Source organism: Candidatus Soleaferrea massiliensis AP7, from assembly GCF_000820765.1.
Classification (GTDB): domain Bacteria; phylum Bacillota; class Clostridia; order Oscillospirales; family Ruminococcaceae; genus Soleaferrea; species Soleaferrea massiliensis.
In genome coordinates, this window is record NZ_CCYH01000036.1 from 32,896 (window position 1) to 49,389 (window position 16,494).

General features: G+C 52.4%; 14 protein-coding genes. 2 read left to right on the plus strand and 12 right to left on the minus strand.

Going from position 1 to position 16,494, the window contains the following annotated elements; all coding sequences use genetic code 11:
• Positions 1–71 precede the first annotated feature (71 nt).
• Positions 72–2,090, minus strand: coding sequence for a cytidylate kinase family protein (locus BN348_RS08730; protein ID WP_040197508.1), 2,019 nt, complete (start codon positions 2,088–2,090; stop codon positions 72–74).
• A 449-nt stretch (positions 2,091–2,539) separates the two neighbouring features.
• On the opposite strand from BN348_RS08730, the gene BN348_RS08735 reads away from it, so the two are divergent.
• On the plus strand, positions 2,540–3,307 hold the full coding sequence (locus tag BN348_RS08735; RefSeq protein ID WP_040197509.1) for an ABC transporter ATP-binding protein: 768 nt from the start codon (positions 2,540–2,542) through the stop codon (positions 3,305–3,307).
• Positions 3,297–5,345, plus strand: a complete 2,049-nt coding sequence (locus BN348_RS08740; protein WP_040197510.1) for an ABC transporter permease — start codon at positions 3,297–3,299, stop codon at positions 5,343–5,345. The genes BN348_RS08735 and BN348_RS08740 overlap by 11 nt, the downstream gene beginning before the upstream one ends.
• Before the next feature lie 190 nt (positions 5,346–5,535).
• Here the strand turns inward: BN348_RS08740 and cls are convergent, their stop codons facing one another.
• From cls to BN348_RS08795, 11 genes are all read right to left on the minus strand, one after another.
• A complete protein-coding gene (cls, locus tag BN348_RS08745; RefSeq protein ID WP_082020905.1) occupies positions 5,536–7,071 on the minus strand; it encodes a cardiolipin synthase in 1,536 nt (511 codons plus the stop codon).
• 59 nt (positions 7,072–7,130) lie between these two features.
• The gene (locus BN348_RS08750) at positions 7,131–8,372 is read right to left on the minus strand and encodes a peptidase U32 family protein (RefSeq protein ID WP_040197513.1); all 1,242 of its coding nucleotides are present in this window, start codon (positions 8,370–8,372) and stop codon (positions 7,131–7,133) included.
• 391 nt (positions 8,373–8,763) lie between these two features.
• Positions 8,764–10,065: an endolytic transglycosylase MltG gene (gene mltG, locus BN348_RS08755; protein WP_052446843.1), complete on the minus strand. Its 1,302-nt coding sequence runs from the start codon at positions 10,063–10,065 to the stop codon at positions 8,764–8,766.
• Positions 10,066–10,114: 49 nt separating this feature from the next.
• Complete coding sequence (locus BN348_RS08760; RefSeq protein WP_040197514.1) at positions 10,115–10,729, minus strand: 5-formyltetrahydrofolate cyclo-ligase; 615 nt, start codon at positions 10,727–10,729, stop codon at positions 10,115–10,117.
• A complete protein-coding gene (locus BN348_RS08765) occupies positions 10,717–11,259 on the minus strand; it encodes a DJ-1 family glyoxalase III (RefSeq protein WP_040197515.1) in 543 nt (180 codons plus the stop codon). The genes BN348_RS08760 and BN348_RS08765 overlap by 13 nt, the downstream gene beginning before the upstream one ends.
• A gap of 178 nt (positions 11,260–11,437) precedes the next feature.
• Positions 11,438–12,298: a GNAT family N-acetyltransferase gene (locus BN348_RS13245; RefSeq protein ID WP_052446844.1), complete on the minus strand. Its 861-nt coding sequence runs from the start codon at positions 12,296–12,298 to the stop codon at positions 11,438–11,440.
• Positions 12,299–13,192, minus strand: coding sequence for a DUF2156 domain-containing protein (locus tag BN348_RS08775; RefSeq protein WP_040197517.1), 894 nt, complete (start codon positions 13,190–13,192; stop codon positions 12,299–12,301).
• The gene (locus BN348_RS08780; protein WP_040197519.1) at positions 13,189–13,857 is read right to left on the minus strand and encodes a dTMP kinase; all 669 of its coding nucleotides are present in this window, start codon (positions 13,855–13,857) and stop codon (positions 13,189–13,191) included. The genes BN348_RS08775 and BN348_RS08780 overlap by 4 nt, the downstream gene beginning before the upstream one ends.
• Before the next feature lie 12 nt (positions 13,858–13,869).
• A complete protein-coding gene (thyX, locus tag BN348_RS08785; protein ID WP_040197520.1) occupies positions 13,870–14,661 on the minus strand; it encodes an FAD-dependent thymidylate synthase in 792 nt (263 codons plus the stop codon).
• A 582-nt stretch (positions 14,662–15,243) separates the two neighbouring features.
• Entirely contained in the window at positions 15,244–15,786 is a 543-nt protein-coding gene (gene rbr, locus BN348_RS08790; protein WP_040197521.1) for a rubrerythrin, read from the minus strand.
• 81 nt (positions 15,787–15,867) lie between these two features.
• Complete coding sequence (locus BN348_RS08795) at positions 15,868–16,257, minus strand: Fur family transcriptional regulator (protein WP_040197522.1); 390 nt, start codon at positions 16,255–16,257, stop codon at positions 15,868–15,870.
• Between the last annotated feature and the right edge of the window lie 237 nt (positions 16,258–16,494).

Consider the following 16,494-nt stretch of genomic DNA (forward strand, 5'->3'; position numbering starts at 1 on the left):
AATTTAAAAATAGAAATGGTGATTATCACCTAAACACCATCATAATCCACAATGTAAGAGCCGGTTTATATCTAACCATTTTGTTTCGATGCTATATATTGAAGCAGCACTTGCGCAGTTTCCTCAACCCCGATAGATGAATCCATCAGCAAATCATAATTGGACCGCTGCCCCCAATGTTTTCCTGATATGCTTTTATAGTATGCGGCTCTTGCTTCATCGGAACGAAGCACGTTATCTTCGGCTTCTTCATGGCTATCTCCGTAAACTTCCATAACTTTTGATATTTTGTACTCTTTGGGCGCGTAAATAAAGATCCGAATCATATTCTTGTGTCCGTTCAATACATAATCAGCAGCTCTTCCAACTATCACACAGCTCCCTTTTTCCGCAATGTTCTTGATAATCCTGTCTTGCGCTGCAATCGCTTGCTGGACAACATCTGTACTCAAGTAAAGCTCGTGTAAATATTTCGGTGAATTTCTGTTGATATCAGAAATAAATTCTTGATCAAGTCCGCTCTCCTGCGCCGCAAGGACGGTCACTTCTTTATAATAAAAAGGAATTTGTAGTTTTTCTGCGATAATCTTGCCGATTTGCTTACCCGAAGAACCATGCTCACGCGCAATTGTAACAATCAATCCTGGTTTTGATTCCCGTATAACACCACTTTCCGCTTTTGCCGGTGCATGCCCTTTCAGAGATCTAAAAAATCTAACGGTTAAAACGGCGGCTACTATCATCGCAATAAAATCCGCAACAGGCGCAGCGTAAAGAATGGCCTCTACCCCTCCAAAAACAGCGGGAAAAACGATGATTAACGGAATAAAACAAACAATGTCACGAATCAAAGACGCGACAATTGCCTGCCCAGATTTTCCAACTGCCTGAAAGAAAATCGAAGTCATCTTAATGATACACGTGAAGATGACCAGACTCAGGAAAATGCGGAAGGTTCTTTCTCCAAACATCCAATAATCTTCCGGGTTGGGAATGTTTGTAGGCGTACCAAAAATGCCGATCACCATACGAGGTGCAAATTCGAACAGGATTGTCGCCGCCAGGCCGATAGCGACTGTACAAAAAAGAATTTTTTTGTACAGTTCTTTCACACGCGCATAGTTCTTCGCCCCCATATTATAACCAATGATCGGCTGACAGCCAAGAACAATGCCGACGACAAGGTTGATTACAACCGTGAACACCTTGCTCTCAATGCCGATGATGGCAATTGGAATATCGATACCATACGACGACATGGCTCCATATTTGGCAAGCATAATATTACATACCAATGAGATGACGACAATTGTCATCTGCGTGATGAACGAAGATGTACCGAGTTTCAGTGCTCCTGAAAAGGCTTTAAAGTCTGGAATTAAACTTCTGAGAGTAAGTTTAAAAGTTTTTGGTTTAAAGAAGTAAACCGCGCTGATTACAAACGATACAAGCTGTCCTATGACAGTCGCAGCCGCTGCACCCGTCATAGCGGTCATACCCGTATTTTCCCAATTGATTCCGTAGATCAATACCGGATCAAGAATGATGTTTGTAACCGCACCCGCAAGCATGGAAATCATGGAGCCAGCCGGTTTACCGTCTGCCCGCACAACGGCGTTCATCATATTGGACAGCATGAAAATCGGGAAGAACAGCAGAATAATATTAAAATATTCCACAGCATATCCAATGCTGTTCTCAGACGCTCCAAACAAGGTTAAAAGCGGCGTCTTCAATGGGAAAAAGATAGCTATTAAGATAATGCTGGAAATAAAAGTCACTGTAAGTCCCGTACCGATCGCCTTGTGGGAAGCTTTGGAATCATTTTTGCCTTGACAGATATTAAGGTATGCGGCACATCCGTCGCCAAAGCACCAGGCGAATGCCTGTGCGATGATAAATATGGGAAATACAACGCCCGTGGCAGCGTTGCCAAGGGCAGAAAGTGAACTGTTCCCAATAAAAATCTGGTCAACAATGTTGTAAAGTGCGCTTACGAGCAGTGATAGCACGCATGGAACAGAGAATTTCAGCATCAGCTTCGAAATTTTCTCGGTGCCTAAAAATCGGCTGTTTTCAGATTGGTTCATAATTTTCCTCCTAAAAATGAAATATTCGGACTCTTTATCGGAGAAAAGGTACCTAAAAACTACATCGAAAACAAAAAAACAGAGCGTAGAATCGTCGTGATTCTACGCTCTGTAAGCTGTTCGACATTGTTTATAATATCATAAACAGCAAAATAATGCAAGGATTAATTTTTGAAACTATCCCGATTGTCTTCTATCTTAAACCGTACTCTAGCGAAATCAAGTGTTCTTTTTAGAATCACTCATTTCTTCTCTTCGGCTCCTATTCTGGATGGATCGTCATTCTCTTTGAAGACGGCGCTCACAGCTGCTACATACCTAACAATATGACCGCAGGCGGACGGAGTGTGACAAAAATGTTCGGGAACTGTTCTCTAAAGCTATGGCTGATTGTCCGTTCCCGTGGTAAACTAGGACCATAGCAAGAAATGAGATTGGAGGAACTTCACATGAGTGAAATTTTACGAGTCGAAGATGTAGAAAAGTATTACGGCAACAAGGGCAATCTGACCAAGGCGCTGAACCACATCAGCTTTACGGTGGACAGCGGCGAATTCGTCGGCGTCATGGGTGCTTCCGGTTCCGGCAAAACCACGCTGCTCAACTGCATCTCCACCATCGACACCGTGACAAATGGACGCATCTTTATCGGCGGCGACAACATCACATCGCTGAAGCCCCGCCAGCTTTCCAAATTTCGAAGAGAACAACTGGGTTTTATCTTTCAGGATTTTAACCTATTGGATACGCTCACCGCATACGAGAACATCGCTCTCGCACTCACCATCCTAAAACGCTCCCCCAAGGAAATCGAGCGCAAGGTCGACGCCGTCGCCAGACAGCTGGACATCACCGGCGTCCTGAAAAAATATCCCTATCAGATGTCCGGCGGCCAGAAGCAACGCGTTGCCAGCGCGCGAGCCATCGTCACCGATCCCGCACTGGTGCTGGCCGACGAGCCGACCGGCGCGCTCGATTCCAAATCCGCACAGATGCTGCTGGAGAGCTTTGAGACGCTGAACAAGACGCTGGGTGCCACGATCATGATGGTCACCCACGACGCGTTCACGGCCAGCTACTGCCACCGCATCCTGTTCATCAAGGACGGCAAGCTGTTCCATGAACTGATCCGCGGAACCGACACGAGAAAACAGTTCTTTGACAAGATCATCGAGGTCGTTTCCCTGCTCGGAGGTGACAACAGAGATGTTATCTAAGCTCTCCTTTCGAAATGTCAAACGCAGCGTCAAGGACTACACGGTTTACTTCATCACGCTGACCTTCGCGGTCGCCATCTTCTTTGTGTTCAACTCCATCGGCTCGCAGGAGATCATGAACATCCTGAACGAATCGCAGCGACCGTACTTGGAGATTCTCGACAACCTGATGTCCTCCATTTCGGTGTTCATCTCGGTGGTGCTCGGTTTTCTGATCATCTTCGCGAACAACTTCCTGATCAAGAAGCGCAAAAAGGAATTGGGCATCTACACCACCCTCGGCATGAGCAAGACCGGCGTCTCGTTCATCCTGTTCATTGAAACGCTGCTTATCGGCGTGCTGTCGCTGGTCGTCGGCCTGCTGGTCGGCATCTTCCTTTCACAGGGCCTTTCGCTTTTGACTGCGAAGCTCTTTGACGTCGCAATGACCGAATTTCACTTCGTGTTCAGTCTGGACGCGATGGTCAAAACCGTCCTTTACTTCGGCGTCATCTTCTTGTGCGTCATCCTGTTCAACATCATCACCGTCTCCCGCTACAAGCTGATCGACCTGATCTACGGCGGACGCAAGAACCAGACGCTCAAAACCCGCAACCTGACCGTATCGGTCATCCTGTTCATCCTGTCGGTGATCAGCCTGGGCGTCGCATATTACCTGATTATCCAGAACAAGCTGATGGCATTTGATTCACAGTTCCTCTGGTCTCTGATCCTGGGTGCGGTCGGCACACTGCTGTTCTTCATGTCGCTGTCAGGCTTTGCCCTGAAGCTGGTCAAGAGCAGCAAGCGGCTGTATTTCCGCAAGCTCAACATGTTCACGATGCGCCAGATCAACAGCAAGGTCAACACCACCTTTATCTCGATGACCATGATCTGCCTGATGCTGTTTCTGACCATCGGCATGCTCTCCACCGGCCTTGGCATCACGACCGCGCTCAAGAACGACGTAAAATTTTTGACGCCGTACGGCGTGACCGCACAGATCAGCTATGACAGCAATGAGATAAAAGACGACCCGGACCTCAAGAGCATGTTTGAAAAGAGCGGCATCGATTTCGACCAATACATCGAGGACTATTACCAGTACAAAATCTATCAGCCCGGCGACACCATGGAGAACATGATGTCCGAAGCCGGTCTCGAGAAGCTGCCCGACGCGCTCCAGCCCTGGGCCACGATGCCGGTGCTTTCCATCGGTGTTTCGGACCTCAACCGCCTGCTGGAAATGCAGGGCAAAGACGGAAATTACCAGCTTGAAGAAAATCAGTGCATTCTGCTGACCGATAAACGGGATCTCGATCCCTATGTGAACGAATACTTCGCTCAGAACCGGACAGTCCCGTACAACGGACAGGAATATGAGATCAAACTGGATAGCATCCAGCCGGAAGTGGTTGTAAACTCGTACCAGAGCATGAACTACCTGATGGTTGTCCTGCCGGACGACAAGCTGGACGCAGGTCCGAACAACGAATTCACTTTGATGCTGAACGCAAACTTCAAGGGCGACGCCGAGAAAGCTGAGAAGGTGTTTGCAGACCTCAATTCGGGACGCAGCGGGCTGATTCTGAAGCCGGAGGGCTATGAAGGCCCCTTCAGCCAGTATGTCATCACCCAGCAGGATGTCATCAACAACACAGCGGGCATCTTGACCATGGCTATCTTCATCGGCATCTACATCGGCTTTGTCTTCCTGATCACGAGCGCGGCGGTGCTGGCACTGCAGCAGCTTTCCGAAGCGGCCGACAACAGACAGCGCTACCTGATCCTGCGCAAGATCGGCGTCGAGGAAAAGATGATCAGCCAGTCGATCTTCATCCAGATCTTCATCTACTTCTGCATCCCGCTGTTCCTGGCAATCATCCATTCGGTGGTGGGCATCTATGTCGCCAACAACGTCGTGGCCATCTTCGGCAAGTCGGACACCTGGATCACCTCCGCATTTACGGGAGGACTCCTGCTGGTCGTTTACGGCCTGTATTTCCTGGCTACCTATACCGGATATAAAAATATTCTAAAAAGCAAGTCGCTTGTATAAGCATTGATATACACATTACCTCAAACACACCCCATACCCTATTCCTAAACGAGGCCGGCTCCCACCGGCCTCCCCAATCCAGCCATCTCCTTCAAAACTTACCCATATATCCCGAAAAAGGCCCTGCGGCGAGAATTTTCTCGCTGCAGGGCCTTTTTCCCGATATCCCACTTCAGAGATAAATATTGGATCACATCAGCGGCGCAAAGAGCTTCAGGATGCTGCGCAGCACCCTTTTCCAGAGCGGCACCTTCCGGCACTCCTCTGCCGTGATGCGCTGGCAGACGTTCAGCGTCTCCAGAAAGTCGCGCTTGACCGACGCCACCGAGCGGGTCTTATACATCCAGACGCCGCACTCATAATGCAGATACAGGCTGCGGAAATCCAGATTCACGGTGCCGACCGTCGCATACAGATCATCGCACACAAAGGTCTTCGCATGGATAAACCCGGGCGTATACTCATAGATCTTGACGCCCGCCTGAATCAGCTGCAGATAATAGGACTGAGTCACCATGAACACAAACCATTTGTCCCCGTGATGCGGCGTGACAATCCGCACATCCACGCCGCTTTTCGCGGCCAGGCTCAGCGCCGTCATCAGCTCGTTGTCGATGATCAGGTACGGCGTGTTGATGTAGATATAATCCTTTGCGCGGCCGATCATATTCAGATAAACCATCTCACCGACATTCTCCCCGTCGGTCGGAGAATCCCCGTACGGCTGTACAAAGCCGTCACTCTCGAACGACTCCGCATGATGGATGCGCGGCCGGTACTGCTCATAGGAATCGATCTCGCCGGTTGCAACGTTCCAGAGCTGGAAGAACATCACGGTCAGATTCCACACACCGTTTCCCTTCAGCATAATCGAGGCGTCCTTCCAGTGCCCATGCTTCGGGTACGCGTTTATGTATTCATCTGCCAGGTTGATGCCCCCGGTAAAGCCGGTATGCCCGTCTATGACCGCAATCTTGCGGTGGTCCCGGTTGTTGAGCTGCGTGGAGAGATACGGGTTGAACGGGTTGAACACCGCCGATTTGATGCCCTTTTTACGCAGGATATTTGCATAATTGTACGGAATCAGACCCATGCAGCCCGCGTCGTCGTACATGACGCGCACCTCCAGGCCTTCCGCTACCTTGCGCTCCAGGATTTCAAGCACCTCGCCCCACATCACGCCCTCATCGATGATGAAGTATTCCAGAAAGATGAAGTGCTGTGCCTTCTCAAGCTCCTCCTTGAGCCGCTTGAACTTGATCTCGCCGAGCGGCAGATACTCCGTCGTTGTATCGCAGTAGGCTGGAAATCCCGCGTATTTGGCGATGTATTCGGACTGGCACCAGGCATTCCGGTCAAGCCCCAAAAGCTTCTGTGTGACGTTTTCATCGGTCTCAAGCATCGATTCCGTGTACTTCACCGCCACATCCATTTTGTGCAGCAGGCTTTTGGAACTCTGCCGCTTGCCGAACATCAGGTACAGCACGCCGCCGAACACCGGAAACAGCAGGATTGGAATGGTCCAGGCCAGCTTATAGGCCGGATTGTCCTTCTTGCTGGACAGGTAGACGATGATGACGACGCTCAGCGCCACCAGAACGCCGTACAGATAGACAAAATAGTCGGTCAGCTTCCACATAAAGAAGATCAGCAGTGAAAACTGGATCAGCAGCATGAGAACCACGACTGCAAGCCGGCTGAAAATCGTCTTGGTTATTTTCTTGATGATATTCATTCTTGTTCCTCACTTCTATGCAAAAACGGGATGGCAGATCCTTTGCAAAATCATTTTGCACCCTGTTCCAGCTTGGCCCGGCGGATGATCGCACCCGGCGAAACCGGCTCGGATACCGGCATACTGAATTTCATCTGCGGATGAGGCGCAGCGTCAATCCGCTCCCCTTCCCCATTGTACAGTGCCTGCACCGTCATGGACATCGGTTTCTTTCCTGGCTGCAGGATTTCCACGGTGTCACCGGCGCAGAACTTGTTGCGCTGCTCGCAGAGAATTCTGCCGTCCCGGCAGCCCTCCACCACGCCGATCACCTCATAGCCGCGCACATAGCCGCCGTTCTCATAGAATTGCCCGTCCTCAGGCCGTCCGAAGTAAAAGCCGGTCGAGTACTGCCGGAAGCTCACCTTCCTTGTCTCCTCCAGAATCCAGTCCTCCAGCTTAAAGTGCGCCGGATCGCGGCCGTACTGGTCGATGGCCTGCCGGTAGGCGTTGGTGATGGTCGCCACATAATAGGAGGACTTTGCCCTTCCTTCAATCTTCATGCTGGTGATGCCCGCTTCACACAGCTTGTCGATGTGTTCGATCATGCACATATCCTTCGCGTTCAGGATATAGCTGCCGCGTTCGTCCTCTTCAATCGGGAAATACATGCCGGGCCGCTTCTCCTCCATCAGGTAGTAGCCCCAGCGGCAGGGCTGCGCGCATTCGCCGCGGTTCGCATCCCGTCCGAGAAAGTAGTTGGACAAAAGGCATCTGCCGGAAAAGGAAACGCACATCGCGCCGTGCACAAACGCCTCTATCTCCAGCTCAGACGGCGTTTTATCCCGGATGACCCTGATATCCGAAAGCGAAAGCTCTCTTGCCAGCACCACGCGGGATGCGCCCATGCGGTGCAGCTCGTTTGCGGTGTGGTAGTTCATGATCCCGGCCTGTGTCGAGATGTGTACATCGATGTCGGGCGCAAAGCGCTTCGCCAGCTCGAGCACGCCGATGTCGGCGACGATCAGCGCATCGATGCCTGCCGCCGCGGATTCTTTGAGGAATTCGGGCAGCCGCCCGACCTCCTCATTGGTCGGAACGGTATTGCAGGTCAGATAGACTAAGACGTTTCGTTCATGGCAGTACCGCACCGCCTCTTTCAGGGCATCCGGGTCAAAATTGCCGGGGGCCGCACGCATGCCGAACTGCTTGCCGGCCAGATAGACCGCATCGGCGCCGAAGCGGACCGCCGCTTCCAAGCGTTCCCGGTCTCCGGCCGGACTCAAAAGCTCCGGTAGTATTCTCTGATTCAATGTTTAATCCTTCCCCTTCTTCCCTTCGTCCGCTGTGCGAAGCGGCGGTTGATTTTTTCCATACGCTTATATGATGGTCGGTTCTCCACTGCAATCTGGCAACTGCCGGTTTTCCCGGCCTACTTGGATCAATGTCATTTTCCGGCTGTATTGCTGCAGCTGCTGATTCTTTCTATCTACTCGAACAACAGCCAATTCTTATACTGGCCGCCGGTTCTCTCAATACACCCGGAGAACAGCCAGTATTCTCGTTGTATCATGGCAACCACTGGTTTTCCCATGCATAGAGATCCTTTATGGAATACCGCCTTTCTCACGGAAAGACGGGCAAGACGCACCCCTTCGCAGTGATCCCGGAAAGGGTGCGCCGTTTCATGCTCACGGTCTTCGGTTATTCTTCCTCCTGCGACGAAGTTCCGGTGCCGTGCACCTCGCCGATCTCCTCAGCGGCCGCGATGTTCGCTTCGTGCTCCTCCAGCGTCTTCGCATAGTAATACTGGCCTTCATCGTCGGTCAGGAAGTAATAGTAATCGGTGTCCTCCGGATACAATGCGCTGCGGATGGCCGCAATCCCCGGATTGCAGACCGGACCCACGCTGAGCCCTTCACAGACATAGGTGTTGTACGCGTCATACATCTCCTGATTCTGGATGTCGATATACGGCTTGATATTTTCCTCCACATAGAAGATCGTGACATCCGACTGCAGATGCGGGAAGGTGACCTTATCGTCCAGGCGGTTGTGGAAGACCGAGGATACCAGCCCCATCTCGTTTTCCTGTCCGGCTTCCTTTTGGATGATCGAAGCGAGCGTGATCGTCTGGTCCAGTGTCAGTCCCAATTCATCCATGCGCTCATAGTAGTTGAGCGTGACCTTGCTGTTGAAGTTGTCCAGGAAGCGGAGGATCACCGAACGGACATCCTCATCGACATAGAATTCATAGGTATCCGGGAAGAGATATCCCTCAAAATGAATCCAGCGGTTCTTGTCATGCGGGATTTCATCCTCGAACGCATAGCCGAACTCGCCTTCGTTGAGCATCTCGATGAACGCTTCGGCGTCACAGACGCTATTTTCCTCCAGACTGTCCGCAATCTGCCGGACCGTATATCCTTCCGGTATCATAACCTGAACCGTATCGAGGCTCCGGGGCGGATTGGTCAGCGTGTAGATCAGCTCGTTATACGGCATGCTCGAATTGAGCAGAAATTCACCGGACTGGTAGGGCTCGTCGTCATCCCGCTTGAGCTGCGCATACAGCCAATAGATGATCGGCTTGTTGATCACGCCGGCTTCCTGCAGCGTCTTTCCAATCTCATAGTCGCTGAGGTTTTCCGCAATCTGCACCTTGACGGCATGATCCGGCTTGGTGATCGCAAATACATCGTCAACCGAGGTTAAAATCTGAAACGCCAGAAACACCGAGATTCCCAGAATCACCACCAGCGAGATGACAACCCTCAGCACCTTCTGCATCTTGCTTTTTTTCTTCTGCTCTTCGGCCTGCCGAGCCTTTAAGGCAGCAGCATCTTCCTTCGGCTCCCCGGGACGCGCTGCATCCTTTTTGGCATCGTCGACATATTCGTATTCCTCAATGTCGGTGATGGGCGCTTCCTTCTCGGGCAGGATATTTTTGTCGACGATCGGCTCCTCATCATGCATCGGGCCGTCTGTCCGGTTGTTTTCGCTCATAAATGCCTCCCTTATCCTCTCTCAGTGTCCTTCTCAATGTTTATATGTGTCACCGTCTTCGAAAACGGCTGTTCTGCAGCTTCACCCGGTGCAGGTACCGGTCCGTCACCAGAATGCCGACCGGCACGTCATAGAAGCCATGCGGCAGCTCCCGTTTCACACAGGACGCATAGCAGATCCCGATCTTGACGCCGGGGTAATTGCACAGAAACCGGTCATAGTAACCCTTTCCGTAACCGAGGCGGTACCCTTCATTGTCAAAAGCAAGGCCGGGCACAATGCAGATGCTGTTCGAAAAATCGGTCATCTTCTCACACCGGCCGATCTTCGGCTCCAGCACGCCGAACGCGCCGGACTCCAGATCCTCGTCAAAGCTGCGCAGATAGTAGAATTCCATCTGCCTGGTCCCCGGGATACAGTACGGAACCGCTACCCGCTTTCCGGCCTTCAGCGCTTCCCGGATCAACTGGCGGGTGTCCACCTCAATGGCCGTGGACACATAGGTAATCAGCTGGGATGCGTGCCGGTACTGATACAGGGACTTCACGCGGTTTTTGATCGCGGTATCGCAGCGCAGCCGTTCCTTCTCATCCATCTTGGCGCGCAGCGCCTTGCACTGCTCCCTGAGCTGTGTTTTATATCGACGGATGTCTAACGCGCACATTGCAACGACGCCCTTATCTTCTCAGATTTGGCCGGAGAGCACAGCACTTCGACCAGCTTGAGTGCAAAATCCACGGCTACGCCCATCCCCTTCGCGGTGATGAACGTTCCGTCCTGGCAGACCGGCTCCTTCACGAGCTTCGCGCCCAGAAGCTGTTCTTCAAATCCAGGAAAGCAGACCGCTTTTCTTCCCTTGAGCAGTCCCCTGTGTCCCAGAATGGATGGGGCCGCGCAGATCGCCGCGATCAGGATTTCCCGTTCCGCGCAGTAGCCCAGCAGCTGCTGCACGGCCCTGCTCTGCTCCAGATGCAGGGTTCCCGGCATGCCGCCCGGCAGCACAATCATCTGCAGGCCGTCCGTGCTGATCTCATCCTCCCCGATATCCGCGGCAACGGTGATGCCGTGGGAACCGGTTATGACCTTGCCGCCCACGCCGACAATCTGTACATCCAGTTCCGCCCGGCGCAGCACATCCACGCAGGCGAGCGCTTCTATCTCTTCCGTACCGTTCGCCATGAAAACATAAATCATACCTGTCAGCTCCTTTATTGATGATTCTCAGGCTGGCCGCGGGCCTGCCTGTTCGCTTCTTGATTGTCATGCATGCCCCGGCTTGGCATGGCGTCATAAAAGGCCGCAACTCTTTGAGGTGCTGCCTTTGAGCCTGGAACACCACTCCGATGACATCCTCACCGGACAAACCCGGCACTCAGTTGAGCATCAGGCCCAGATAGGCCTGCAGCATCTCCTTATGCAGGTCATTGTTCCAGCAAGCCATGCCAAACGGCTTGTCCTCTCCAATGCCCTCCAGCAGTCCGCTGCCCGATGGCAGAAGAAAGGTGTATTTTTCTGCCGGCAGCTCGCTCAGCAGCAGATCGCAGCAGCAGCCGAACATCTCTGCCGTGCTGCCGATCTCCCTGATCAGGACATGCTCCGCGAATGGATGGCATACCATATAGGCTTCCCCGTATTCAAGCTCCAGCTTGAACGCGCGGCCGCCGGTCAGCCCGTTCTCCCCCAGCGCATAACCGAGCGCCGGGATGTCCCAGCTGAGATATGCGGTCCCGTCCAGATACTCCCCGCGCATCCAGTAAAGCTCCTGCGCGGTCAGGACGCCCAGCTGGTAGCCGCCCTGCCTATACGTCTTGAGTTCCTTCGCGGTCAGCGTGACCGACCGGATGGATCCCATTGTCTCATATCCGCGTTCCCGGTAGAAATCGAACAGCCCCTTCTCTGCCGGAACCAGCAGGGAAATCGGGATTTCCTCCCTCTGCAGGATGTTCTGCGCTTCCTTTAGCAGATGGGTGCTGATGCCCCTGCCCCGGTATTCGGGCAACGTGGCGACCGCATAGATGTAGCGGGCTTCGATGCGTTCGCCTTGGTCTATGAGCTCGCACGGCAGCAGGCTGAGCATAGCCGCCGGCTTTTCGTCTTCCAGCCAGACCAGCGTCTGTTCCGGCTTGAAGCGGTTTTCAAAAAAATAATCGATATAATGGCCGGGATCTTTGAAGCATACGCTCCAGATGTGCTTCAGGGTGTCCTTCATTTCATCTTGGGCAAATCTGATCATTTAATCCTCCGCAAGTGTGACGCGGTATTTGGTCAGCAGGAAGGCTGGTTTATACGAAAGCTTTGCTTTGCGCAGGCCCTCGTCTCCGACGTCGTCCTCCCGGTTGACATACCGGTAATCCGAGCCGTTATGCAGGATGAACTGTTTGTTGATCATCGGATAGGCGCCGCGCACCTCCGAAAACGCCTTCTCGATGTGTACGAGCAGGGTGTCGTTTGTGAGCCGTTCGCCCATCGTATAGGCGACCACCTCGCCGCCCGAACGCAGCAGTCCGCCCTTGAGCCCCAGCTCAAAGAAGTGGCGGAAGGCGCTTTTGACCGCGCAGATTTCCTGACGCAGGCTCTCATCCAGCGAACAGGTGTTCTGTTCGCACCATTTCTGGTTCATCTTATAGCATTCATCGATGTTTTCCTCGGTGATGTCCTCATAGCTCCAGTCGTTGTTCTGCATGAAATAGTTGATGTGGTTGCGCTTGGAGGCCAGCTTCTTGCCGGACAGCGTCGCCAGCTTTTCGGCGTCGTAGATGTAGTCGAAGCTGTCCCGCGTCTCCTTGAAATGGAATGTGCCCGGAAACAGGATTTCAAGCTTCGCCTTCGCCTCCTCGGGCACGCTGAACATGCTGAACCGCTGGCCGCGCTCCTTCGCATCCGCCATCATCGCCTCGACCACCGGCGCCACATCCCCGCTGCCTGCCGGAAACAGGTAGCCTGTCTTGCCGTCAACCTGGCTGCAGGACAGGAAAAAGTCGTTCACGCGGGCAATGCGGGTGTTGAAGATCTTCCTCCAGTTGTAAACGGTGCCGAACGAATACTCGCATCCCCGAAAGGACGCCATATCCAGAAGCGGCTGGACCCATTGTTTATCCAATGTCTCTACTTCTTTGAACTCTATCACTCTATCATTTCCTTTATTGTTTCGAATATAACCTGGTGGATCGCTTCTACTGAAAACGGCTCTTTTTCATCGTCGCAGCGGATGACCTTCCATCCCTGCCGCCCGGCTGTGTAGAGCGCCGCCTCTCTGCAGCTCAGCAGATACTGAAAATCCCGCTCGTGCAGATCCTTTTTGCTTTCATCCCCGTTGTAGCGGCCCGCCAGCAGCCTGCGGCTCACATCGGGGTGCATATCGAGATAGATCACCGCCGCCGGTCTTGGCAGCGTGAGCTTTTCATACTCATAATCCTCCATCCAGCTTAAAAAGCCATCCCATTGCGCCTTATGCAGCTTGACCATTTGATGGATCGCATTGGAGGAAACATACCGGTCGGCCAGAATGACCGTCCCGTTCCGGTAATCCTGCTCCCAGAAACGCTTGTAGCTCGCATACCGGTCCACGGCATAGAAGCTCGACGCGGCATACGCGTTGACATCCGATGCATCCGGGCCGAATTCGCCGCCCAGATACATCCGCACCAGCGCGGAGGACGGGTCGCTGTAATCCGGAAAAGACACCGTCCGCACCGATTTTCCGGCGGCTGTCAGAGCATCCTTCAGCAGCGCGGTCTGGGTCGCCTTCCCGCTGCCGTCCAGCCCGTCGATGACGATCAAGGTTCTGTCCACGTTTCTCCCCCTCTAGCCGTCTTTGCGGCCTTTCGCTTCGCTGTGCAGCTTTTCATAATGCGCGCGCATCTCCTGCATCTGTCCGCAGCTCATCTTGCCCTCGGGACACGCGCCGGTGAAGCAGGGCGGGCCGGCCTTTGCAAACAGCACCGGGGCTACCTCGAGTACGGCGCGCAGCATCTGCTCGGCGACGTCGCGGATCTCCCACTGCGCGCGGTTGCAGCAGCGGTGCCGGAAGAAGTTCATCAGGCTTCTGGCGTTCATGGTGACGACCATTTTGGTATCGCAGGCGTTCGGCAGCACGAACCGCGCGTCCTCAATCGCCTTTTTTTCAGCCTTGCGGGCCGCGTCCTTCGGCTGTGCGCCTTCCGCGGTCATCTGCCCGGCATATTTTTCCGCGAGGATGCCGGCAATCTCCCGATACGCTTCGCCGCACTGCTTCATGGCGCGCAGAAACACCTCTTTCGCCTGAGGATCCTGCTCAATGGCCGGCGGCGTGACAAATTCAAACTCGTTCTCCTTCACATACCGCTGGCTCTGCACCGAATAGGACGCGATGCGGTGCCGGGTAATCTGCGCCAGAAACGCGCGCGAGACGCCCTCGATGCCAAAGGTGAAGCTGGCATGTTCAATCGGGCTTTCATGTCCAATTTCAGAAAGCATCTGTACAAAGCTCTCGGCCTTCTCATCGGTCAGCCCTCCAAGCAGCGAATCGATGTCGCTTGAACTGTAGCAGAGCTTTGCCGCTGCGGCAACCGTCGTTTCCGGATTCGGCGTATAGCTGAGTAGTGTAACTTTTGCCATGTTTTACCCCTTTTCTGCGGGCAAACCCTGCTCTTATTCTGCCCAAAAGCACCGGAATGTTTCCCGGCTTATCTGCTAAAAAGCAGATTTGAACATTGTTTTCCGCATGATTAATAGTCATTATACCACATTGCGACAGCAAAGTGTACCCTTTTCATCCGGCAGGATTTTTTTTGAGAAACCTGCACGGATTCATTCCCATGACACACGATTTTTAGTCAGTTTCCATAATTTTTTAGAAGGTGCCGCGCCTCGTCATTCAAACAAAATCATTCGAAGAACAGGCGGTATGCGCCAGCGCGAAAAAGACAGGACACCGCGCACCCTTTAAGACGTACACAACAACAGATCTGTCGATCACATACATCTCTGAACAAATACTTTTGCATGATTTCTCTTCAGCCGGAGCGGACCATTTTATTGGTCCATCGCTTCGTTCCATGCTTGAAGCAAATGCTGACGGGACGCCTTCGCCGACCGAGCCGGCGGTTTTCATCCCAATAAAAAGACCGTCCGGTGAAACCACGGACGGTCTTGTATCGACTTGTATCGATATGATATAGGGTGTTGGAGAACTGCCGATTAATAGTTTTCAGCCTGCAGCATGAAGTATGCTTTCGGATGATCGCAGACCGGGCATTTTTCCGGAGCCGATTCGCCGATGTGGATGTGTCCGCAGTTGCTGCAGACCCAAACCTGCTTGCCGTCCCTGGTGAAGACCTTGTTGTTCTTCAGGTTGTCCAGCAGTTTCAGATAACGCTCCTCATGGGTTTTTTCGATTCTGCCAACCGCCTCAAACAGATAAGCGATCTTCTCAAAGCCCTCTTCCTTTGCTTCCTTCGCAAAGCCTGCGTACATGTCGGTCCATTCGTAGTTTTCGCCTGCCGCCGCATCCTCGAGGTTGATGTCGGTGGTCGGGATTTTGCCGTCATGCAGGAGCTTGAACCAGATTTTAGCATGCTCCTTCTCGTTGCGTGCGGTTTCCTCAAAAAACTCCGCGATCTGATTGAGGCCTTCCTTCTTCGCCTGGCTTGCATAATAGGTGTATTTATTTCTTGCCTGGGATTCGCCGGCAAACGCCGCCATCAAATTTGCTTCTGTTTTGCTTCCTTTTAACTCTTTCATTGTTATGTACTCCTTTCAATTGTAACTGTACTACATAAAGTTGATATATAGATGATATATAGATGATTGCCCAGTGAAAAATCACTCTGACTTTTCCTTACAGGCAGGACACACACCTTGAAACACGATGTCATGCTTTTCGCAGCTGAATCCGGTCGCCTGCTCCACCTTTGCATCGATCTGCGACAGATACGGGGTATCGATATCACAAAACATCCCGCAGCAAACGCACTGGATATGGTAATGCGGTATGGTGTGGTGGTCAAAACGGTCGGCGGAACCCGGCACCGCGATTCTCCGCAGCTCCCCGTTTTCGGAGAGATACCCTAAATTGCGGTATACGGTTCCCTTACTGATGTTCGGGTGGTCCTCATGCAGACAGTTATATACCTCCTCAGCAGTCGGATGGTCGGCCAGCCTGCCGACAGTTTCATGAACCAGCTGCCGCTGAACGGTGTTCCTGCTCTTCATTTGGCTCACCTCTTTATTAGGAATTTATCTTAATTAGTATTATATCTTATTTTTTCGATTTGTCAAGGGCTTTTTGAAAAATTCTTCCGGTTTTTTTGATAAAATCACTCCACTTACCTGATCATTCGCGGTTTTGTTCCCGCCGCCGGGTAAAACCTGCGTAAAGGCCGGGTACATTCTTCTGAAAATGGGTTGTATTATCACAATACTGTGTTACACTCAAAACAGCCAAACCAA